Raw genomic sequence first — 20,198 nt, 5'->3', positions numbered from 1 at the left:
GGTCGGCGCTGCAACTGTTGAGCGAAATTTCTGAATTCGTCGGGCGATTTATCCGTGATCAAGCGCGAGGGGAGGCATCGCGCAGTGAATCAAATACCCCAGGGCTGAAACATGACGCTGCACCATCGCTGTGCAATACTTCGCGGCTTTTTCAGTGGCGACTTTTCCTACGTAATGCAGGTAATGCCTCTCCGCGGAACCCACTATTGCCGAGAGTTGTCGCTGAATGTTGTGACTTTTAGAGTGAAAAATCCTGCCCTGAGCTTTTTATACTGCACGCCCCGCTGATCTTTCAGGCCTGCCCTGCAAGACGCGTCTGCCCACGAAGCCGACGCGGTTTCCTGCCCAGCCAAGGCCTATCGGCCGACGCTTCGAAACCCGGTGGTCATATCCAATAACAAGACGAGGTTGTACCCCTATGCCAGTTGGCAATCCTCTGCCGCACGGCGACACCGCTTCGGGCGGTCCGCTCAAACGTGAACTCGGCGAACGGCATATCCGCCTGATGGCGCTCGGTGCCTGTATCGGCGTCGGTCTGTTTCTCGGTTCGGCCAAAGCCATCCAGATGGCCGGTCCGGCGATCATGCTCTCTTACATCCTTGGCGGTCTGGCGATCCTGGTGATCATGCGCGCCCTCGGTGAAATGGCCGTGCATAACCCGGTGGCCGGTTCGTTCAGCCGCTACGCGCAGGATTATCTCGGTCCGCTGGCCGGCTTTCTCACCGGCTGGAACTACTGGTTTCTGTGGCTGGTGACCTGCGTCGCGGAAATCACCGCCGTGGCCGTGTACATGGGCATCTGGTTCCCCGATGTGCCGCGCTGGATCTGGGCTCTGGCGGCGTTGATCAGCATGGGCTCGATCAACCTGATCGCAGTAAAAGCCTTCGGCGAATTCGAATTCTGGTTCGCCCTGATCAAGATCGTCACCATCATTGCCATGGTCATCGGCGGCGTCGGCATCATCGCTTTCGGTTTCGGCAATGATGGCGTGGCGCTGGGCATTTCCAACCTGTGGGCGCACGGCGGTTTCATGCCCAACGGCGTGACCGGTGTGCTGATGTCACTGCAAATGGTCATGTTCGCCTACCTCGGTGTCGAGATGATCGGCCTGACTGCCGGTGAGGCGAAGAACCCACAGAAGACCATTCCTGACGCAATCGGCTCGGTGTTCTGGCGGATCTTGCTGTTCTACGTCGGCGCGCTGTTCGTCATCCTGTCGATCTACCCGTGGAATGAAATCGGCACCCAGGGCAGCCCGTTCGTGATGACCTTCGAGCGTCTGGGCATCAAGACCGCCGCCGGCATCATCAATTTCGTGGTGATTACTGCGGCGCTGTCGTCGTGCAACGGCGGCATCTTCAGTACCGGGCGCATGCTCTACAGCCTGGCGCAGAACGGCCAGGCCCCGGCGGGCTTCGCCAAGACCTCGAACAACGGTGTGCCACGCCGGGCACTGCTGCTGTCGATCGCGGTGTTGCTGCTGGGCGTAATGCTCAACTATCTGGTACCGGAAAAAGTCTTCGTCTGGGTCACCTCGATCGCCACCTTCGGTGCGATCTGGACCTGGGTGATGATCCTCCTCGCCCAGCTGAAATTCCGCAAAGGCCTGAGCGCCAGCGAACGTGCCGGGCTCAAGTACAAGATGTGGCTGTACCCGGTCAGCTCGTACTTCGCACTGGCGTTTCTGGTACTGGTGGTCGGCCTGATGGCGTACTTCCCGGATACCCGCGTGGCGCTGTATGTCGGGCCGGCTTTTCTGGTGTTGCTGACGGTGTTGTTCTACGTGTTCAAGTTGCAGCCGAACCAAGTTTCGCAAGACGCGGTGCGTTCGATTTCGTAAGTTCCAGCCGCTGAAAAAAACAAAGCCCCGGTCGCAAGATCGGGGCTTTTTTGGTTCGCGCGAGCTGATCGCCAGTCTTACGCCGCTACCACTTCCTGCGGCTCAAAGCTGTCCGCCCGTGCCATCTGCCACATCCGCGAATAGAACTCGCCATTCACTTCACCAGTGAGCAACTCCCCCGGTTTCAAAAACACGTGCAACTGCGAGAACAGTTTGATCTCGGTCGCCGACATGCGTCGTACCAAATGCTTGGCCGACAGTTGCGACGGATGTTCGAGGCCGGCGGCAGCAAGCATTTCCGCCAGTGCTTTGAGCGTGCTGCGATGGAAGTTGTAGACGCGCTGGGCTTTGTCTGGGACCACCAGAGCGCGCTGGCGCAGGGCGTCCTGGGTGGCGACGCCGGTCGGGCATTTGTTGGTGTGGCACGACTGCGACTGGATGCAGCCGATGGCGAACATGAAGCCGCGCGCCGAGTTGGCCCAGTCGGCGCCGATGGCCAGCACACTGGCGATGTCGAAGGCGCTGACGATCTTGCCGCTCGCACCGAGTTTGATCTTGTCGCGCAGGTTGAGGCCGACCAGCGTGTTGTGCACGAACAGCAGGCCTTCGCGCATCGGCACGCCGATGTGGTCGGTGAACTCGACAGGGGCTGCGCCAGTGCCGCCTTCCTTGCCATCGACGACGATGAAATCGGGAAGAATGCCGGTTTCCAGCATGGCCTTGGCAATGCCCATGAATTCCCACGGATGGCCGAGGCAGAATTTGAAGCCGACTGGTTTGCCACCGGACAGTTCGCGCAGTTGCTGGATGAACTGCATCATCTCGATCGGCGTGGAAAACGCACTGTGGCGCGACGGCGAAACGCAGTCCTCGCCCATCAGGATGCCGCGTGTTTCTGCAATCTCCCTGGTGACCTTATGCTTGGGCAAGATCCCGCCATGGCCGGGTTTGGCGCCCTGGCTCATCTTGATTTCGATCATGCGCACTTGCGGATTCTGCGCCTGCACGGCGAAGCGCTCAGGGTCGAAACGGCCGTCGCTGGTGCGGCAGCCGAAGTAGCCGCTGCCCAGTTCCCAGGTCAGATCACCACCGTGTTCGCGGTGATACGGGCTGATGCTGCCTTCGCCAGTGTCGTGGGCGAAGTTGCCGAGTTTGGCGCCCTGGTTCAAGGCGCGGATAGCGTTGGCACTGAGCGAGCCGAAGCTCATCGCCGAAATATTGAAGATCGACGCCGAGTACGGCTGCGTGCACTGCGGCCCGCCGACAGTGACGCGGAAACCGTTCGGGTCACTCAACGGTGCCGGGCGCATCGAGTGGCCGATGAATTCGAAGCCGGACTGGTAAACGTCGATCAGCGTGCCGAACGGTTTGTCGGCGGTTTCGTTTTTCGCTCGCGAGTACACCAGCGAACGCTGCGCGCGGGAGAAGGGCAGGGCATCGCTGTCGGACTCGAGCAGGTACTGGCGAATCTCCGGGCGGATGCCTTCGACCAGATAACGGATGTTGCCCAGAATCGGATAATTGCGGCGCACTGCATGGCGCGTCTGCAACAGGTCGAACACGCCGAGCAGGCTCAGCACAGCGGTGACGGCGCTGATCGGCCACAGCCAGTCATGTTCGAGAAAGGGCAGGCTGGCGAGGGTGAAAATCACACAGACGGCAAAGAAGGCGTAGCGGCTCAGCAGCGACAGGCTCATACGGTTTCCTTGGTTCGGATTGTTTGTGGCTGGCAGGCATATTGCGCCAACGACGGAACCGTGAACAGGCAGACGTCCCTCTCCTCGCCTACATCGGAGCCGTCTCGCTTACGATGCCAGTTGACTTGGCTGTTGAACGCGAGAAGCAGCCATGCAGCAATACTGGTGAGCAAACTTGTGGCATTGATGAACGCCTTCGCGAGCACGCTCGCCCAAGGAATTGCAGTGAAAGTTGGAAGCGAACTTGCACGCGAAATCGACGATTGCCTTTTTGTTTATGCCGCGACCGATTCCTGAGGCGTTTGCCGTTTCTGGTCATGTTTGTGCTTGGCCCTGGCCATATCGTTGATGCAGTAATTGATGTGATAGAAGGCGAACAGGACTGAATACAAGCGGTTCATTCGCGGTTCGAAGTTGTGCTTGGTCAGCGTGTAGGCGCGCAAGGCTCTGCGAACTCGAAAGCACCAAGCAATGGCGATGAGCTGGGCAATGACCGTCATCGCATACCCCGTGGCTATGAACCGCGGATCAGATACGGTGAAAAAGATCCCTCCGATACCACAGAGCGCCAGATAAACGACCAGACCGGTCTGGCTCAGTGTCTTGATTTGAGTGACCTCCTCAACCACGGTTGTTGTTTTGTGCAGCCATACAACCGAGTAGAGACCCATGGTGACTACGGTCAGGAGAATGAAATGGAGCGTCTTGAGATTGTTCTTTTCCTTGAGCGTCGAAATGTCAGACATGCAGCGTTTTCCCTCTTAGGCGATGTAGCGAATGGCTGCCGGGCAGCGATGAATAACGCTACCAAATTCGCGAGTGGGAAATTTCCGAGCCTTTTGGCGGACTTGTCGTCAGAGTCAGGCTGATCACGGATGCTTCTTGTAGGGATCTTCTGATGACGCAGGCGCGTCGGGCGTGGGATCCTGCGATCTTTTCGCACAAGGCATTTTTCGACTCATGACGCCGACATCCGCCGTTTCGCCCTGCATCATCCATATCGCCGCCGCGCTGTTGCTCAACGCTAAGGGCCACACCCTGCTGGTGCGCAAGCGCGGCACCACGGCCTTCATGCAACCGGGTGGCAAGATTGAAGCCTACGAGTTGCCAGTACACGCATTGGCCCGTGAACTGGAAGAAGAACTCGGGCTGCAGATCGACCCGGCGCAGGCGATTTTCCTCAACAGTTTTTCCGCCCCCGCCGCCAACGAGCCGGGCTTCATCGTGCATGCGGAGATCTTTCAACTGACCATCGATAGCGACGTCTGCCCGGCGGCGGAAATCGAAGAGGTGATCTGGGTCGATCCGGCCACTGATCCGGCGCTCGAGCTGGCGCCATTGACACGCGAGCACATCCTGCCGTTCTATCGCCGTTCACTGACTGCATTCGCCTGATCATTCCCGCAAAGGACTTTGCCATGATCCCGTTGCAAGACCTGCTGATCTTCGCCGCCGCCGCATTGCTGATGGTGCTGACGCCGGGGCCGAACATGATCTACCTGATCTCGCGTTCGATCTGTCAGGGGCGCCGCGCCGGAGTGACTTCGTTGCTTGGCGTGGTCGGCGGGTTCTTCGTGCATATGTTCGCCGCGGCGGCGGGTTTGACGGCGGTGTTTCTCGCCGTGCCGATGGCTTATGAAGTGTTGAAATGGGCCGGCGCGTTGTACCTGCTGTGGCTGGCCTGGCAAGCGCTGAAACCCGGCGCGCGTTCGCCGTTCGAAGCGCAGCAATTGCCGCCGGACTCGTCGCGCAAATTGATCACCATGGGCTTTCTCACCAGCGCACTGAACCCGAAAATCGCCGTGTTCTATCTCTCGGTGTTCCCGCAATTCATCAGCCCTGAGCACGGCTCGGTGTTCACCCAAAGCATCGTCCTCGGCCTCACGCAGATCAGCGTCAGCTTCAGCGTCAATCTGTTGATCGCGCTGTTCGCCGCAGGCATCGCCTCATGGTTTGTGCGCAACCCGACGTGGCTGGTGATGCAGCGTTATTTCATGGGCATGGTCCTCGGTGGCCTCGCCGTACGGCTGATGCTCGAACAACGTCGGACCGCCTGACATGTGGATCGAGCGGCTGGACGCCAGCCATGCCCTGGCTTACCGCGAACTGATGCTGCAAGCCTACGACCGGCATCCGCAGGCGTTCACCTCCAGCGTGCGCGAACGCGCGGTGATGCCATTGAGTTGGTGGGAAGGGCGCCTGACCAGCAAGCTCGATGTGGTATTGGGTGCATTCGATGCCGGGACGTTGGCCGGGATTGTCGGCCTGGCCTTTGAACCGCGCGAGAAGGCACGACACAAGGCCACGCTGTTCGGCATGTATGTTTCGGCGGATTTTCGTCGCAAGGGTCTAGGGTTTGATCTGGTCCAAGCGGCTTTGCTCGAGGCGCAAAAGCATCCGGCGCTGAAACTGCTGCAGCTCACTGTCACCGCCGGCAATGAAGCGGCTTTTCAGTTGTACCAGCGTTGCGGCTTCATTCAGTACGGCCTCGAACCACTCGCCGTGCGGGTGGGCGAAGACTACTTCGACAAGATCCACATGTGGCGCCAGCTCTGACCCAGCGATAATTTCCGCCTACTGATCGTTCCCACGCTCTGCGTGGGAATGCAGCCCGGGACGCTCTGCGTCCCATCCAAAGCCGAACGCAGAGCGTCCGTTGAGGCATTCCCACGCAGAGCGTGGGAACGATCATCTCCTGCACAGCAGATCAGCGTACGGCGCTGACACCATCGAGGGTCGAGAACGAGGTGTCCTTGGCGGTCAGCAGGAAATCGCGCATGTACGGCGCGTCGAGCATGTCCGTGCGAATCGCCGCGTACAGCGTCGCGAACAAGCCCTTCTCACCCAACCGTTTGCCCTTCACATAGCCGCGCGAGCTGTATTCATGCAGCGCCCAGTGCGGCATGCCGCAGACGCCACGGCCGCTGGCGACCAGTTGCATCATCATCACCGTCAGTTCTGAAGTGCGCACCTGCGCAGGTTCGATGTCGGCCGGTTCGAGGAAGCGTGTGAAGATGTCCAGGCGATCACGCTCGACCGGGTAGGTGATCAGCGTTTCCGCCAACAAATCTTCGGGAACGATGTACGGCTTGCTCGCCAGCGCATGCTGATTGGCCACCGCGAGCATGGCTTCGTAGGTGAACAGCGGCACGTAAGTGATGCCGGCAATTTCCAGCGGATCGGAGGTCACCACCAGATCCAGATCGCCGCGCGCCAGCGCCGGCAGCGGGGCGAAAGCGAAACCCGAAGCCAGGTCCAGCTCGACTTCCGGCCAGGCATCGCGGAACTGGTCGATGGTCGGCATCAGCCACTGGAAGCAGCTGTGGCATTCGATCGCCATGTGCAGACGCCCGGCGGTGCCACCGGCCAGCCGACCAATGTCCCGTTCCGCAGCGCGCAACAGCGGCAGGGTGGCGTCGGCCAGTTGCAGCAGGCGCAAACCGGCGCTGGTGAAGCGCACCGGTTTGGTCTTGCGCACGAACAACTGCATGCCCATGCGCTCTTCCAGCTCTTTGAATTGGTGCGACAGTGCTGACTGTGTCAGATGCAAACGGTCGGCGGCGTCGACCAGGCTGTCGGCCTCGCGCAGGGCATGCAGGGTTTTCAGATGTCGGATTTCAAGCACCGGCGGGGCTCCATGAAGAAAACTTGTGACGAATGCGTGGAAGGTGAGTTTGTCTCATGAGGCACGCTTTGTCGATCTGCCGGCCAGGATCCGGCGGGCAATCGACAGCCGACCGCTCGGCACTCTTCATCAAACTGTCATGCAACTGTGGCAGCGCGCTTGAACGAACTTCATCAGACTCGCGCTCTACTGGGGTGCTGCGTTTTGGTGTTTTTCATGTTCAAGAGATTGTTTTCAGTCGCGGCCGCGTTGGCCGCGCTTTTGTTCGGGGCCGGCTCGTTTGCAGCCGGGCGCTGTGATGTCAACGTGCCGACCGAGCACGCCGAGCTGGCGCAGGTCAGTCTTGCCTATCAAAGTATCGGCCGCGCATCGGACCCGGCGCTGTTGCTGGTCATGGGCCTGGGAGGGCAGTTGATTCACTGGCCGGACGAAGTCGTGGTCGCGCTGTGTCAGCAAGGGTTTCGGGTGATTCGTTATGACAACCGCGACGTCGGCCTGTCGACCTGGCGGCAAGCGCCGATCGAGGCCAATCTGACCTTCGAAGTGCTGCGCTACAAACTCGGTTTGCCGGTTTCGGCGCCGTACAGCCTGACCGACATGGCCGACGATGCGCTGGGTTTGATGACGGCGCTGAAGGTTGAGCAATTCCACGTGCTGGGCGCGAGCATGGGCGGGATGATCGCTCAGCACATGGCGGCGATGGCGCCGCAGCGGGTGGAAAGCCTGACGCTGATCATGACCACTTCCGGCGCTGAAGGCCTGCCGGCGCCGAGTGCGGCGCTGGTGCAGTTGCTCTCGCGGCGGGGCGCGCCGAACCGCGAAGTGGCGCTGGAGCAACAGGCCGATCTGCTCGCGGCACTCGGTAGCCCGGCGGTGACGGATGATCGACAGGCCTTGCTGCAACAGGCGGCGGCGTCCTACGACCGCGCGTTCAACCCCGAAGGCGTCAAACGCCAGATCATGGCGATCCTTGCCGAACCGAGCCGGGTGGCATTGCTCAATCAGCTGCGCGTGCCGACCCTGGTGGTGCATGGCACTGCCGATCCGCTGCTGCCGGTGATGCACGGCGTGCATCTGGCGGCGCACATCCAGGGCAGTCAGTTGAAACTGATTCCGGGACTCGCGCATCGCTTTCAGGAGGCGTTCAAGGAACCGTTGCTGGCGGCGGTGCTGCCGTATCTGCAGGCGCATCGCGAGGATACTTCGCATTGGGCGCAGGTCGATCCGGCGGCGCCGAACAATCTGCTGTAACAGTGCCAGCATCCTGTCGCCAAAAAAATATCAATGTGCCACTATTGTTTGCCGCGTTGTTGCCGATAAGGCGCAGGAACGTTTTCAGACATAGGGACTTGATCCATGATTTTTCGCGCTACACGTAAATGGGCCGCACTGGCTCTGCTCGCCGTACTGACTCTCACCGGCTGCGCCCATGTGCAACCGCCCGTGGCCCTGGACAAACAGTTCTGGGACGCCAAAGAGCCGACCATCGGTGTGGCCATTACCGTCGTACCGTCGCCGGTGCTGGCGCTGACCGGCAATCAGGGCATCCTCGATTACGCCATCAACGCCGGCGTCAACAGCAAGCTCAGCGCCAATGTCGAGACCTGGCAGGTGCGCGATCTGGAAACCCTGCCCGACGCCATCGTCGCCAAGCTGCAAGCCAAGGGCTACAAGGCCAAGCGCATTGATGAAAAGGTCGATCTGAAGACCTTCAAGGAAGTCGATTTCCGCGAGGGCTACATGACCAAGGACCTGTCGCCGATGAAAGCTGCCCACGGCATCGACCGTCTGTTGCTGGTGTCGATTTATGCCACCGGTGCCACCCGTAGCTACTACAGCATCGTGCCTACCAGCGTGCCGATGGCCCAGGTCGGCGGCCAGGGCATGGTGATCGATCTGTCGGACAACAAACTCTTGTGGTACCAGCCATTCGCCGCTGTGCAAGCCGCGCAAGGCGAGTGGGACGAGCCGTCCTACACCAACCTGTCCAACGCGTTTTATCAGGCGATGGATAACAGCCGTCAGCAAATGATCGCCCCGTTCGCGCAATGAAACGTCTGGCGCTGACCATCGCGGTGATCTCGCTGCTGGCGTTGCCTGGCTGTGCGCAGAAACCGGCACCCGAGGCCGGTTTCAAGGATCAGGCCGCCATGAGCTATGTGCAGGCACACGGACTGAAGGTCGACGTGCAACTGCCGGCGGAGTTTGTCGGCGCCAGCACGGTGATCGACAGCAAAGCGGCGGTGAACGCGGCGAATTCCAGTTACACGCTGGTGTCGAGCTCCGGCGCGGGCGCCGGGCTGGCGGGGATTCTGGTGGCCAGTCTGATCAACACGCAAATGGGTTCCGGTACGTTACAGCGCGATGCCGAAAAAGCCGCGCTGAACGAATCGCGGCCGCTGGCCGACCTGCTCGCCGGCGTGCCGTTGCAGGAGCGCTTGCAACAGCGTTTTCAGGCGGCGTCGCAAGTCTCTGGATTCAAGCAGGGGGCAGGTGCGGTCACGGCACGGTTGCTGATCGAACCGAAGCTGATGCTGACGCCCGATCGCGGCAGTTTCGTGCTGGTCAATCAGGTGCAATTGCAGGATATCGCCGGCTCGCCGCTGTACCGCATGCGCATCGAAGTGGCCAGTCAGCCGATCCGTCGTTGCGGCAAGCAATGCATCGATGACGGCGCCCTTGACCTGGCCAAGGTCACCGCCGTGCTGGATGAATGTATTGATGAATCCATGCGCGTGTTGAGCGCCGACCTGATGCAACCGACGCCACCGCCCGCCGCGCAGGAAACCCTGCGTTACGTGCTCGACGGCCAGCGCGTGGTCGAGCGCGGTTATCAACTGGCGCAGAACGGCAGCTACTGGCGCTACCGCAATCTCTACGGTGCGGTGAAGTCAGTGCCGGTGCCGTTTGAGGATGCCTTGTCGTCCGCGCAACTGGCCCGAGTCTACGGTCGCTAAAGGCTGATGCGCGTGGGTTCAGGCATGCAGCCGGACCCACACGCTCACCAATACCGTCGCCGCTATTAACCAGGCTACCGCCGCCACCGCCAGTGACGCTTCCAGGCGCATGCGGTCGACCATCACATACAACGTCGCCAGGTACACGAAGTAGGGAATGATCGACCACATCCCAAACACGATCGTGGTCTTCAGGTCGTCGACCGAGCGGCCCTTGCCGACGATGTAATGCGCGATCAGGGCAAAGGTCGGAAACAGCGGCACCAGGCCGGCGATGTAATAGTTCCTGGTCTTGGACAGTGCCGCGAGGATCAGCACCACTGCGGCGCCGATGGCGGCTTTCAGAATCAGATCCATCAGTGGCTCAGCCCGTACTTTTTGACTTTGTCGAACAGCGTGGTCTTGGCCATGCCCAATTCCTGGCTGGCCTGGGTCAGGTTGCCGCCGCTGCGTTGCAAGGCGTCGACCAGCAGATTGCGCTCGAAGGCTTCCACCGCTTCGGAAAACGCCAGACCCTGGCCGGCGCTGGCCCCGGATTTCTTGAAGGCCGGCAGACCGAGGGCGAAGCGTTCGGCGACATTGCGCAGTTCGCGCACGTTGCCCGGCCAGTCGTGGCTCATCAGGTTCGACAGGGTCTGGTTGTCCAGCTCCGGCAGCGCGCGGTCGAAGCGCAGCGCCGACTGCTGGGTGAAGTGTTCGAACAGTTGCAGGATGTCTTCGCGACGCTCGCGCAACGGTGGCAATTCCAGGGTCACGACGTTGAGGCGGTAGTACAAGTCGCTGCGAAACTCGCCGGCCTTGCTCGACTCATCAAGGTCGGATTTGGTCGCCGCAATCACCCGGCAATCCACGGCCACGCTCTGGTTCGAGCCGAGACGTTCGAGGGTGCGTTCCTGCAATACGCGCAGCAACTTGATCTGCAACGGCAGCGGCATGCTTTCCACTTCATCGAGGAACAGCGTGCCGCCGTCGGCGTGTTCGATCTTGCCGATGCGGCGTTTGCCGGCGCCGGTGAAGGCGTTGGCTTCGTGGCCGAAGATCTCGCTTTCAAAGAGGTTTTCCGGCAGGCCGCCGCAGTTCAGCGCGACGAACTGTTTGCTGTGGCGCCGACTGAAATCGTGCAGGCAACGAGCGACCAGTTCCTTGCCGGTGCCGGTCTCGCCTTCGATCAAGACGTTGGCCGAAGTGTCGGCGACGTTGGCGATCAGTTCGCGCAGGTTCTGCATCGCTGGTGAACGGCCGATGATCCGCCCTTCAAGGGAGTCGCGTTCAGCCAGTTGCCGACGCAACGAGGAAACCTCGCGGGCGAGGCTGCGTTGCTCCAGCGCCCGCCGCGCGACATCGACCAAGCGTTCCGGCGAGAACGGTTTTTCCATGAAATCGTAGGCGCCTTTCTGCATCGCGCCGACGGCCATGGAAATGTCGCCGTGGCCGGTAATCAGCACCACCGGCAGGCTGCGGTCACGCTGCTTGAGGCGGGTGAGCAATTCCAGGCCATCGATGCCCGGCAGGCGGATGTCGCTGATGACGATGCCGGCAAAGTTGTCGCCGACCTGCGCCAGCGCCTCTTCGGCACTGCCGACGCCGATGCACGGAATGTCCTCGAGGGTCAGCGCCTGTTGGCAGCCGAGCAGCACATGGGGGTCATCTTCGACAATCAACACACTGAGTTCGTGGTTCATATTGGCTCGGCAGGAGTAGGGCTTACCAACGGTAAACTGAGGACGAAAGTGGTGCCACCGCCGGCCGGGTGTTCGACACCCAGGTGCCCACCGGTGGCGGCGGCGAGGCTGGCGGACAGGGTCAGGCCCAGTCCCAGGCCTTGCTCGCCGGGTTTGGTGGTGAAGAACGGTTCGAACAGATGCTTGCGCGCTTCGGCGTCGATGCCGTGGCCGTTGTCACGCACCCGCAAGCGATACTTGCCGTTGAATTCTTCACCCTCCAGCCACAGCTGCGGCTGCGGTTGCGCGTGCATGGCGTCGAGGGCGTTGCCGATCAGGTTGACGAGGATCTGTTCGAGACGGGTCTGATCGATCAGCAACTGCACATCGGCAAACTGCCGGTGAATCTGCAGTGCGGTGTTTTCCACACGCGCGCCGAGCACTTGCAAGGCGGCGTCGACGGCTTTGCCGAGACTGGCCTGACCCTTGTTGTCGCCGCGCCGGGCAAACGAACGCAGGCTGGCGGTGATCCGGCCCATGCGGTCGATCAGGTCGTTGATGGTCTTGAGGTTGGTGCTGGCGACGTCGAGCTGGCCGCGCTCGAGAAAGCGCACGGTGTTGCCCGACAGCGTGCGCATGGCCGCCAGCGGCTGGTTCAATTCATGGGCGATGCTGGTCGACATCTGGCCGATGGCGGCGAGTTTGCCGGCCTGCACCAGTTCATCCTGAGCGCGGCGCAACGTCTCCTCGGCCTGACGGCGCTCGCGGATCTGACTCTTCAGGCGTTCGTTGCTGGCGCGCAGATCGGCGGTGCGTTCGGTAATCCGACGCTCCAATTGGCTGTTGGCTTCCTGCAACGCTTCGCGGGCGGCGAGGCGGGTGGCGAGGACCTTGCGCCGCTCGTTCCAGGCAATCAGCAGGAAGGCGAACAGGGCAAACGCTACCGCCACCAGAATGCCTTGGTTGATGGCTTCGCGGCGCAGGTCCTGCAATGGCGTGAGCAGGGTGAAATTCCACGGCGTGTCGCTCAGCAGTCGGGTTTGCGCCAGATAGCTGATGTCGTCTTCATCGGGCTGTAATTCGCTGTTGGCCGGGAAGGTCAGTTTCTCCACGCCTTCGGCCAGCGTCTCGCGGGCCAGCGGTTGCAGTTCGTTGAGCGGGAACCAGTAGTACTGCAGGCTGCGGGCGAGTTTTTCCTTGACCTCATCGCTGAGCGGGATCACTGATTTCAGCCGCCTGGCAGGATCGCTGGACAGAATGATGATGCCGTTCTCGTCGCTGACGAACGCTTCCAGACGCGCGCGCTGCCAGCGTTCTTCCATGGCTTCCAGACGCACCTTGACCACCGCGACACCGATGATCTTGCCGTGCTCTTCGAGGCCGTGGGCGAGGTAGTAACCGGGTTCGCCGTTGGTGCTGCCGATGCCGTAGAAGCGTCCGGGCTGGCCGCGCACGGCGTCTTTGAAATAGGCGCGGAAGGACAGGTCCTCACCCAGGTAACTGTCGACATCGCGCCAGTTGCTGGTGGCCATGACCCGGCCGGTGGTGTCCATGACGTAGATGGCCCGGCTGCGGCTACGGCGGTTCAGGCCTTCGAGGTAATCGTTGACCGTCTGCCGGTGCTCCGGGGTCGGATCGGCCAGCAACTGCGGCACACTCGTTTCGAGTTCCAGCAGGCTGGGCAGGTAGGTGTATTTGCTGATCTCGCTTTCGACCGCTCGGGCGTGCAGCTCCAGCTGACGCTGGCCGTTCTCGCCGAGGCTGCGGATGCCGAAGTGTTCACTGGTCCAGAAGCCGATGAAACCCAGCCCGACCATCAGGGCGATGATCAGTGGCGGCAGGAACAGATGACGGATCAGACGGGGCTTCACGGCAAGTGATGGCTCTGCAGCGCGATAAAGAGTGGGGTCGCATTTCATCACAGATGCCTTGGGTCAACCACAACACTTGTTTGTGCCTGTGGCGAGGGGATTTATCCCCGTTGGGCCGCGAAGCGGCCCCAAAACCATCACTGCGATTTAACTGAAAGACCGCATGCACAGGTTTTACGACTGCTGCGCAGCCGGACGGGGATAAATCCCCTCGCCACAGGGGATGTCATTGTCAGGCTGCCCGCACCCCACAGACAGGGTGCGGGTGTGTTGCTTTTAGTGCTGCAGAATTTTCTCGAGGAAGTGCTGCGCGCGTTCGGAGCGGGCGCTGATGTCGCCGAAGAATTCCTCTTTCGGGCAGTCTTCGATGATCTTGCCTTGGTCCATGAAGATCACCCGGTCCGCCACTTTACGGGCGAAGCCCATTTCGTGGGTCACGCACATCATGGTCATGCCTTCGTGAGCCAGTTGCACCATCACGTCGAGCACTTCGTTGACCATTTCCGGGTCGAGCGCCGAGGTCGGTTCGTCGAACAGCATGACGATCGGGTCCATCGCCAGCGCACGGGCAATCGCCACACGCTGTTGCTGACCACCGGACAGTTGCCCCGGATGCTTGTGGGCGTGGGCCGACAAACCTACGCGCTCGAGCAGTTGCAGGCCTTTTTTGGTCGCCTCTTCCTTGCTGCGGCCGAGCACCTTGATCTGCGCGATGGTCAGGTTTTCGGTGATGGTCAGGTGCGGGAACAGCTCGAAATGCTGGAACACCATGCCCACGCGCGAGCGCAGTTTCGGCAGGTTGGTTTTCGGGTCGGCGATCGACGTACCGTCAACCACCACGTCACCTTTCTGGAACGGTTCCAGGGCGTTGACGCATTTGATCAGCGTCGACTTGCCGGAACCCGACGGGCCGCAGACCACGATCACTTCGCCTTTCTTGACCTCGGTGCTGCAATCAGTCAGCACCTGGAAGTCCCCATACCACTTGTTGATGTTTTTGATAGAGATCATACGGCGAACCTTTTTTGCAGACGCTTGACCAACCGCGAGGCGGCGAAGCTGATGATGAAGTACACGAGACCGGCGAAAATCAGGAACTCATTGGAGCGGCCGATGATGTCGCCGCTGGCACGCGAGGCGTTGAGGAAATCCACCAGGCCCACGGTGTAGACCAGCGAGGTGTCCTGGAACAGGATGATGCTCTGCTGCAGCAGCAGCGGGGTCATCTTGCGGAACGCCTGCGGCAGGATGATCAGGCGCATCATCTGCCCGTAGTTCATGCCCAGCGCTTGTGCGGCACCCATCTGGCCCTTGGAAATCGACTGCACACCGGCCCGGACGATTTCGCAGAAGTACGCCGCTTCGAACATCATGAACGCCACGACGCAGGAGGTGAACGCGCCGATCGGCGTGTCTTCGCCGGTGATCCAGCGCAGCACGAACGGCACCGCCAGGTAGAACCAGGTGATCACCAGCAGCAGCGGAATCGAGCGGAAATAGTTGACGTAGGCGCCGGCTATGCTCGACAGCAGCTTGTTGTGCGACAGACGGCACAGCGCGAGGATCGTGCCGAGAATCATCCCGCCGATCACGCCCATGGCCATCAGCTTGAGGGTCATCACCATGCCGTTCCACAAACCGGGAATGGCCGGGACGATGCCACTGAAATCGAATTCCATTATTTACCCCCCACGGAGATCAGGCCGGGCACCGCGACTTTCTTCTCGACCAGGCGCATCAGCAGCATCAGGCTCATGTTGAGGGTGAAATAGATCAGCGTTGCAAGGGTGAACGCTTCGAACAGGTTGGCCGAGAACTCGGCGGTCTGTTTGGTCTGCGCCAGCAATTCCATCAAACCGATCAGGGACGCCACGGAGGAGTTCTTGAATACGTTGAGGAATTCCGAGGTGAGCGGTGGAATGATGATCCGGTAGGCCTGGGGCAGCAGCACGTTCCAGTAGATCTGCGGCAGCTTGAAACCCATCGCGCGGGCGGCGGATTCCTGACCCCGAGGCAGTGCCTGGATACCGGTGCGCACCTGCTCGCAGACACGGGCGGCGGTGAACAGACCGAGGCAGACGACAACGCTCAGGTAGGCCGAGGTGGTCGGGTTGAGGTCCTGCTTGTACCACTCCTGCAGATCCGGCGGCAGCAGATCGGGCACCAGGAAGTACCAGATGAACAGCTGCACCAGCAGCGGCACGTTACGGAACAGCTCGACGTAGCAGGTCGCAATGCCCGATACGATGCGGTTCGGCACGGTGCGCATGATGCCCAGCAGCGAGCCGAGCAGCAGGGCGATGATCCACGCCACGATGGCGATGGCGATGGTCCAGCCCAGACCGGAGATGAACCAGTCGAGATAGGTCTCGCTGCCCACGCCGGTGGACTTGAAGAACACGCCCCAGTCCCAGTTGTAATTCATTAGGGTCTCCCCTCGATTCGATCGATGTACAAGTGCCCGCCTGGGGAACTCCGTTCCCTCCCCAGTCTTTTTTCAAAGACCGGGCACACGCGATCGGCTCGACAGCCACCGGTTCGAGTGTTTCCAGAAAAATGCCAGCAGGGAGTGACCATCCCCTGAAAAGGCAGGCGCCTCCTCAGGGGATAAGGTTAGTCAGAAAATCAGGACTTCTTGTCGTCAGCCGCTTTGTCGGTCGGATTGGCGATCAGCGCCTTGAGCTCGTCGCTCATCGGGAAGTTCAGGTTCAGGCCTTTTGGCGGAATCGGCTGCATGAACCACTTCTCGTAGATCTTGTTGATGTCGCCCGAAGCGTAAGTGGCCTTGATCGCGTCATCCACAGCCTTTTTGAACGGCTCGTCGCCTTTGCGCATCATGCAGCCGTAGATTTCGTACGACTGTGGCGTGCCGGTCACTTCCCAATCGGCGGCTTTCTTGGCCTTGGCGGCTTCGCCGGCCAGCAGTGCGTCATCCATCATGAAGGCAACGGCACGGCCCGATTCCAGCATCTGGAAGGACTCGCCGTGGTCTTTGGCGGAGATGACGTTCATGCCCATCTGCTTGTCGGCGTTCATCGCCTTGAGGATGCGCTCGGAAGTAGTACCGGCGGTGGTCACGACGTTCTTGCCTTTCAGATCGTCGAAATCCTTGTACTTGGAGTCTTTCTTGGACAGCAGACGAGTACCGATTTCGAAGATGCCGACGGAGAAGTCGACCTGCTGCTGACGCTCGACGTTGTTGGTGGTCGAACCGCACTCGACGTCCACGGTGCCGTTCTGCACCAGCGGGATACGGGTCTGCGAGGTGACGAGGTTGTATTTGACTTGCAGGTCCGGCAAATCGAGGTCTTTCTTGATCGCGTCGACGATCTTCATCTGGATATCGTGCGAGTAGCCGACCGGTTTGCCGGACGCATCAGCGATGTAGGAGAACGGAATGGAGGCGTCACGGTGGCCCAAGGTGATGACACCGGACTCTTTGATCTTCTTCAGGGTGCCGGTGAGTTCGGCGGCGAAAACTGGCGTGCTGATCAGAGCGGCAGCAATGGCTGCGCCCAGGATATGGGGAACGATGCGCATCAAATTTTCCTCGACATTGTTTTTTTTATGGAGCCAGTTTGTCGGCCCTTTTTGTGCTTCGAATGCCTGACGGCTCCTGAAGGTGTTGGCACAGCAGGCATTCGTCGAGAGAGTGTAGAGCATGACTCGTGCCAGAGCAGTCTAAGTCAGTTAAGTGATTGTTTTATAACGGTATTAAAGTTTTATGGCGGTAATTTTATGCAGGCATGATCCGGTTAACCGAATCGACTGCGGAGTCGCGTTCGGAAAACCGAATGAATTCCTTGCAGGCTCACCTCCACAAGGAACAGGCGAATGCCGCAGTTACGAAAAAGCCCCTGAATCTCTCGATTCAGGGGCTTTCGTTTGAACGGTGAGATCAAGCCGCCTCGATCTTCCGGTTCTGCTCAACCTTGCCCAGATACGTCGACAGCTTCTGCTGTTCCTCCGCAGTGGTGAACAAGCCTAGCTTGGTGCGGCGCCACAGGATGTCGTGCGCCGTAGTGGCCCACTCTTCGCTGCACAGGTAATCGACTTCGCGGGTGTAGAGCCCGCCGCCGATGTGCTCACCCATGTCGGCCAGGCTTTCCACGCCTTCAAGCATGCGCCAGGTGCGGCTGCCGTAGGTGACGGCCCAGCGCCGGGCGATTTCGGTCGGGACGAAGTCGAACTTGTCGCGAATCCGCGCGCTCAGGGCCTCTGGCGTGGTCATGTCTTCGCCGCCGGGCAGGGTGGCGGTCGCGGTCCAGCTCGGGCGCATCTGGGTGAAGAACGGCATCAACTGCGCCATCGCCGACTCGGCCAGCTTGCGGTAAGTGGTCAGCTTGCCGCCGAACACCGACAGCAGCGGTGCTTCTTCGGCGTTGCCCGACAGCGCCAGGGTGTAATCGCGGGTGACCGCAGACGGGTTGTCGGATTCGTCGTTGCACAGCGGCCGAACGCCCGAGTAGCTGTGCAGGATGTCTTCGCGGCTGAGCTGCTTCTTGAAGTGCGCGTTGACCACTTTCAGCACGTAATCGGTTTCGCCTTCGGTGATCGCTACTTTCGCCGGGTCGCCGGTGTACTCGCGGTCGGTAGTGCCGATCAGGGTGAAGTGGTTCAGGTACGGAATAGTGAAAACGATGCGCTGATCTTCGTTTTGCAGAATATGCGCATGTTCGCCTTCGTACAGTTTCGGCACGATGATGTGGCTGCCCTGGATCAAACGGATGCCGTAAGGCGATTCCATCTTCAGGTCGTCACGGATGAACTTGGCCACCCATGGGCCGGCGGCGTTGACCAGTGCCTTGGCGGTAATCGAAAACAAACTGCCGTCGGCGCGCTCCAGATGCAGATGCCACAGACCTTTAGTGCGGCGGGCACTGACACAGCGGGTCTGGGTATGCACATGCGCACCTTTTTCCCGGGCGGCCATGGCGTTCAGGACCACGAGGCGGGCATCGTCGACCCAGCAGTCGGAGTATTCGAAGCCTTTCTTGATTTCGCTTTTCAGCGCGCTGTCGGCGCCGAACTTCAGGCTTTTCGAACCTGGCAGCTTCTCGCGCTTGCCGAGGTTGTCATAAAGGAACAGGCCGGCACGAATCATCCACGCTGGACGCAGGTGCGGGCGGTGCGGCAGTACGAAACGCATCGGTTTGACGATGTGCGGCGCCTTGGCCAGCAACACTTCACGCTCGGCGAGCGCTTCACGCACCAGACGGAATTCGTAATGTTCCAGGTAGCGCAGGCCGCCGTGGATCAGCTTGCTGCTGGCCGACGAGGTATGGCTGGCCAAGTCGTCTTTTTCGCAAAGGAACACCGAAAGACCGCGACCGGCGGCATCCGCTGCGATCCCCACGCCGTTGATCCCGCCGCCAATCACGGCAACGTCATAGATCTCGGAGAGAGGGGGCGTACGCAAGGTAGAGGTGGACATCGGCTGGCCTCGGTTCTTTTGATTTTGTCTTGGAAATCGAACATAAATGTTCATTTGCGAAAATGGTAGCCCATAAACACGCGCGCAGCCAGTCGCGTTCGATTGAAAAAACTCATCGAAGGGCGATTAAAAGAAAATTTTCGAACATGAACGCGCGCAAGGGCGCAGAAGATGTGTTGTTTATGGATTGTTTTCGCGAGCAGGCTCGCTCCCACATTTTGCAATGCATTCCAAGAGTGGGAGCGAGCCTGCTCGCGAAAGCGTCGGTTCGGTCAGCGAGGGAGAGGAATCAGACGACTTCCAGACGAATCTTGTGCTGACTCAGCAACTGCGCCAGCGCCGGCACCGGCTGCTGATCGGTGACCAGACAATCGATCAGGCTGATCGGCCCCAGTCGAATCATCGCATTACGCCCGAACTTGCTTGAGTCCGCCGCGAGAATCACCTGTCGCGCGTTGGCGATGATCGCCTGGCTGACCCGGACTTCCTGATAGTCGAAATCGAGCAGGCTGCCGTCCTCATCGATCCCGCTGATGCCGACCAAGGCGAAATCGACCTTGAACTGATTGATGAAGTCCACGCTCGCCTGACCGACCACACCGCCGTCCCGCCGCACGTTGCCGCCGGTCAGCAGCACATCGAAATCATCCTTGGCGCTGAGCATCGAGGCGACGTGCAGGTTGTTGGTGATGATCTTCAGGTGACTGTGATTGAGCAGGGCGCGAGCAATCGATTCGGTGGTCGTACCGATATTGATGAACAGCGAGGCGTGATCGGGAATCTGCGCGGCAATGGCTTCACCGATGCGTTGCTTTTCGTCGCGCATCTGATCGGCACGCATGGCATACGCGGTGTTTTCAACACTGGAATCGTACGCGGCGCCACCGTGGTAGCGACGCAGCAGATTGGCTTCCGCGAGCTGATTGATGTCGCGGCGGATGGTTTGCGGGGTGACAACGAACAGCGTGGCCATTTCCTCGATGCTCACATAGCCGCGTTCGCGGACCAGTTCGAGGATTTGCTGCTGACGGGGAGGCAGATTCATGGGGCTTCCTTTGGGCTGCCAAGCAAAATTTGCCCATGATGCCGCAGGAATCCGCTCCCGACCAGTTA

General features: G+C 60.3%; 19 protein-coding genes. 7 read left to right on the top strand and 12 right to left on the bottom strand.

Features of this window, described 5'->3' with window-relative positions:
- Positions 1-418 precede the first annotated feature (418 nt).
- A complete protein-coding gene (locus BXA01_RS10050) occupies positions 419-1,840 on the top strand; it encodes an amino acid permease (protein WP_076564019.1) in 1,422 nt (473 codons plus the stop codon).
- A gap of 77 nt (positions 1,841-1,917) precedes the next feature.
- Here BXA01_RS10050 and BXA01_RS10045 read toward each other — a convergent pair whose 3' ends face one another.
- Positions 1,918-3,537 carry an FMN-binding glutamate synthase family protein gene (locus BXA01_RS10045; RefSeq protein ID WP_076564018.1) on the bottom strand — a complete coding sequence of 540 codons (1,620 nt, stop codon included), beginning with the start codon at positions 3,535-3,537 and terminating at the stop codon, positions 1,918-1,920.
- A 275-nt stretch (positions 3,538-3,812) separates the two neighbouring features.
- Positions 3,813-4,283, bottom strand: a complete 471-nt coding sequence (locus tag BXA01_RS10040; RefSeq protein ID WP_076564017.1) for a DUF4234 domain-containing protein — start codon at positions 4,281-4,283, stop codon at positions 3,813-3,815.
- Positions 4,284-4,497: 214 nt separating this feature from the next.
- On the opposite strand from BXA01_RS10040, the gene BXA01_RS10035 reads away from it, so the two are divergent.
- Genes BXA01_RS10035 through BXA01_RS10025 form a run of 3 tightly spaced genes read left to right on the top strand, consistent with a single transcriptional unit; the run spans position 4,498 to position 6,093 of the window.
- The gene (locus BXA01_RS10035) at positions 4,498-4,932 is read left to right on the top strand and encodes an NUDIX hydrolase (RefSeq protein ID WP_076564016.1); all 435 of its coding nucleotides are present in this window, start codon (positions 4,498-4,500) and stop codon (positions 4,930-4,932) included.
- Positions 4,933-4,955: 23 nt separating this feature from the next.
- Complete coding sequence (locus BXA01_RS10030) at positions 4,956-5,594, top strand: LysE family translocator (protein ID WP_056790063.1); 639 nt, start codon at positions 4,956-4,958, stop codon at positions 5,592-5,594.
- A gap of 1 nt (position 5,595) precedes the next feature.
- The gene (locus tag BXA01_RS10025) at positions 5,596-6,093 is read left to right on the top strand and encodes a GNAT family N-acetyltransferase (RefSeq protein WP_076564015.1); all 498 of its coding nucleotides are present in this window, start codon (positions 5,596-5,598) and stop codon (positions 6,091-6,093) included.
- A 151-nt stretch (positions 6,094-6,244) separates the two neighbouring features.
- Here the strand turns inward: BXA01_RS10025 and metR are convergent, their stop codons facing one another.
- Entirely contained in the window at positions 6,245-7,162 is a 918-nt protein-coding gene (metR, locus tag BXA01_RS10020) for a transcriptional regulator MetR (protein ID WP_076564014.1), read from the bottom strand.
- A 216-nt stretch (positions 7,163-7,378) separates the two neighbouring features.
- Between metR and BXA01_RS10015 the strand changes: the two genes are divergently transcribed.
- From BXA01_RS10015 to BXA01_RS10005, 3 genes are all read left to right on the top strand, one after another.
- Positions 7,379-8,413, top strand: coding sequence for an alpha/beta fold hydrolase (locus tag BXA01_RS10015; RefSeq protein ID WP_076564013.1), 1,035 nt, complete (start codon positions 7,379-7,381; stop codon positions 8,411-8,413).
- A 105-nt stretch (positions 8,414-8,518) separates the two neighbouring features.
- Positions 8,519-9,214: a hypothetical protein gene (locus tag BXA01_RS10010; protein WP_076564012.1), complete on the top strand. Its 696-nt coding sequence runs from the start codon at positions 8,519-8,521 to the stop codon at positions 9,212-9,214.
- Positions 9,211-10,119, top strand: a complete 909-nt coding sequence (locus BXA01_RS10005) for a hypothetical protein (RefSeq protein ID WP_076564011.1) — start codon at positions 9,211-9,213, stop codon at positions 10,117-10,119. Before BXA01_RS10010 ends, BXA01_RS10005 begins: the two co-directional genes overlap by 4 nt.
- Before the next feature lie 18 nt (positions 10,120-10,137).
- Here BXA01_RS10005 and BXA01_RS10000 read toward each other — a convergent pair whose 3' ends face one another.
- The 9 genes from BXA01_RS10000 to BXA01_RS09960 form a co-directional block, all read right to left on the bottom strand.
- Positions 10,138-10,467, bottom strand: a complete 330-nt coding sequence (locus BXA01_RS10000) for a GlpM family protein (RefSeq protein WP_172834034.1) — start codon at positions 10,465-10,467, stop codon at positions 10,138-10,140.
- An 8-nt stretch (positions 10,468-10,475) separates the two neighbouring features.
- Positions 10,476-11,753: a sigma-54-dependent transcriptional regulator gene (locus BXA01_RS09995; protein WP_231991042.1), complete on the bottom strand. Its 1,278-nt coding sequence runs from the start codon at positions 11,751-11,753 to the stop codon at positions 10,476-10,478.
- Between the two features lie 44 nt (positions 11,754-11,797).
- Positions 11,798-13,699 (bottom strand): sensor histidine kinase, encoded by a 1,902-nt coding sequence (locus BXA01_RS09990; RefSeq protein ID WP_073473185.1) that lies wholly within the window; start codon positions 13,697-13,699, stop codon positions 11,798-11,800.
- A gap of 228 nt (positions 13,700-13,927) precedes the next feature.
- On the bottom strand, positions 13,928-14,662 hold the full coding sequence (locus BXA01_RS09985) for an amino acid ABC transporter ATP-binding protein (protein WP_016773390.1): 735 nt from the start codon (positions 14,660-14,662) through the stop codon (positions 13,928-13,930).
- On the bottom strand, positions 14,659-15,330 hold the full coding sequence (locus tag BXA01_RS09980; RefSeq protein WP_016773391.1) for an amino acid ABC transporter permease: 672 nt from the start codon (positions 15,328-15,330) through the stop codon (positions 14,659-14,661). Before BXA01_RS09980 ends, BXA01_RS09985 begins: the two co-directional genes overlap by 4 nt.
- Complete coding sequence (locus tag BXA01_RS09975; protein WP_016773392.1) at positions 15,330-16,076, bottom strand: amino acid ABC transporter permease; 747 nt, start codon at positions 16,074-16,076, stop codon at positions 15,330-15,332. The genes BXA01_RS09980 and BXA01_RS09975 overlap by 1 nt, the downstream gene beginning before the upstream one ends.
- Before the next feature lie 200 nt (positions 16,077-16,276).
- Positions 16,277-17,191 carry a glutamate/aspartate ABC transporter substrate-binding protein gene (locus tag BXA01_RS09970; RefSeq protein ID WP_076564009.1) on the bottom strand — a complete coding sequence of 305 codons (915 nt, stop codon included), beginning with the start codon at positions 17,189-17,191 and terminating at the stop codon, positions 16,277-16,279.
- A 358-nt stretch (positions 17,192-17,549) separates the two neighbouring features.
- Entirely contained in the window at positions 17,550-19,085 is a 1,536-nt protein-coding gene (glpD, locus tag BXA01_RS09965) for a glycerol-3-phosphate dehydrogenase (RefSeq protein WP_076564008.1), read from the bottom strand.
- Positions 19,086-19,374: 289 nt separating this feature from the next.
- The gene (locus tag BXA01_RS09960; RefSeq protein WP_007953179.1) at positions 19,375-20,130 is read right to left on the bottom strand and encodes a DeoR/GlpR family transcriptional regulator; all 756 of its coding nucleotides are present in this window, start codon (positions 20,128-20,130) and stop codon (positions 19,375-19,377) included.
- Between the last annotated feature and the right edge of the window lie 68 nt (positions 20,131-20,198).

Origin of the sequence: Pseudomonas sp. B10, from assembly GCF_900156235.1 — a bacterium.
In the GTDB taxonomy this organism is placed as follows: Bacteria; Pseudomonadota; Gammaproteobacteria; order Pseudomonadales; family Pseudomonadaceae; genus Aquipseudomonas; species Aquipseudomonas siliginis.
Note: the sequence above shows the minus strand (reverse complement) of the source record. Positions and strands in the feature narration are given on the sequence as shown.

What these genes read in the sequence shown, in the direction of transcription:
- BXA01_RS09960 (WP_007953179.1), bottom strand. Translation starts at nt 20,130, where the DNA reads ATGAATCTGCCTCCCCGTCAGCAGCAAATCCTCGAACTGGTCCGCGAA.
- BXA01_RS10050 (WP_076564019.1), top strand. Translation starts at nt 419, where the DNA reads ATGCCAGTTGGCAATCCTCTGCCGCACGGCGACACCGCTTCGGGCGGT.
- BXA01_RS10030 (WP_056790063.1), top strand. Translation starts at nt 4,956, where the DNA reads ATGATCCCGTTGCAAGACCTGCTGATCTTCGCCGCCGCCGCATTGCTG.
- BXA01_RS10025 (WP_076564015.1), top strand. Translation starts at nt 5,596, where the DNA reads ATGTGGATCGAGCGGCTGGACGCCAGCCATGCCCTGGCTTACCGCGAA.
- BXA01_RS10035 (WP_076564016.1), top strand. Translation starts at nt 4,498, where the DNA reads ATGACGCCGACATCCGCCGTTTCGCCCTGCATCATCCATATCGCCGCC.
- BXA01_RS09985 (WP_016773390.1), bottom strand. Translation starts at nt 14,662, where the DNA reads ATGATCTCTATCAAAAACATCAACAAGTGGTATGGGGACTTCCAGGTG.
- BXA01_RS09970 (WP_076564009.1), bottom strand. Translation starts at nt 17,191, where the DNA reads ATGCGCATCGTTCCCCATATCCTGGGCGCAGCCATTGCTGCCGCTCTG.
- BXA01_RS09980 (WP_016773391.1), bottom strand. Translation starts at nt 15,330, where the DNA reads ATGGAATTCGATTTCAGTGGCATCGTCCCGGCCATTCCCGGTTTGTGG.
- BXA01_RS09975 (WP_016773392.1), bottom strand. Translation starts at nt 16,076, where the DNA reads ATGAATTACAACTGGGACTGGGGCGTGTTCTTCAAGTCCACCGGCGTG.
- BXA01_RS10040 (WP_076564017.1), bottom strand. Translation starts at nt 4,283, where the DNA reads ATGTCTGACATTTCGACGCTCAAGGAAAAGAACAATCTCAAGACGCTC.
- BXA01_RS10010 (WP_076564012.1), top strand. Translation starts at nt 8,519, where the DNA reads ATGATTTTTCGCGCTACACGTAAATGGGCCGCACTGGCTCTGCTCGCC.
- glpD (WP_076564008.1), bottom strand. Translation starts at nt 19,085, where the DNA reads ATGTCCACCTCTACCTTGCGTACGCCCCCTCTCTCCGAGATCTATGAC.
- BXA01_RS10015 (WP_076564013.1), top strand. Translation starts at nt 7,379, where the DNA reads ATGTTCAAGAGATTGTTTTCAGTCGCGGCCGCGTTGGCCGCGCTTTTG.
- BXA01_RS09990 (WP_073473185.1), bottom strand. Translation starts at nt 13,699, where the DNA reads ATGAAATGCGACCCCACTCTTTATCGCGCTGCAGAGCCATCACTTGCC.
- BXA01_RS10045 (WP_076564018.1), bottom strand. Translation starts at nt 3,537, where the DNA reads ATGAGCCTGTCGCTGCTGAGCCGCTACGCCTTCTTTGCCGTCTGTGTG.
- BXA01_RS10005 (WP_076564011.1), top strand. Translation starts at nt 9,211, where the DNA reads ATGAAACGTCTGGCGCTGACCATCGCGGTGATCTCGCTGCTGGCGTTG.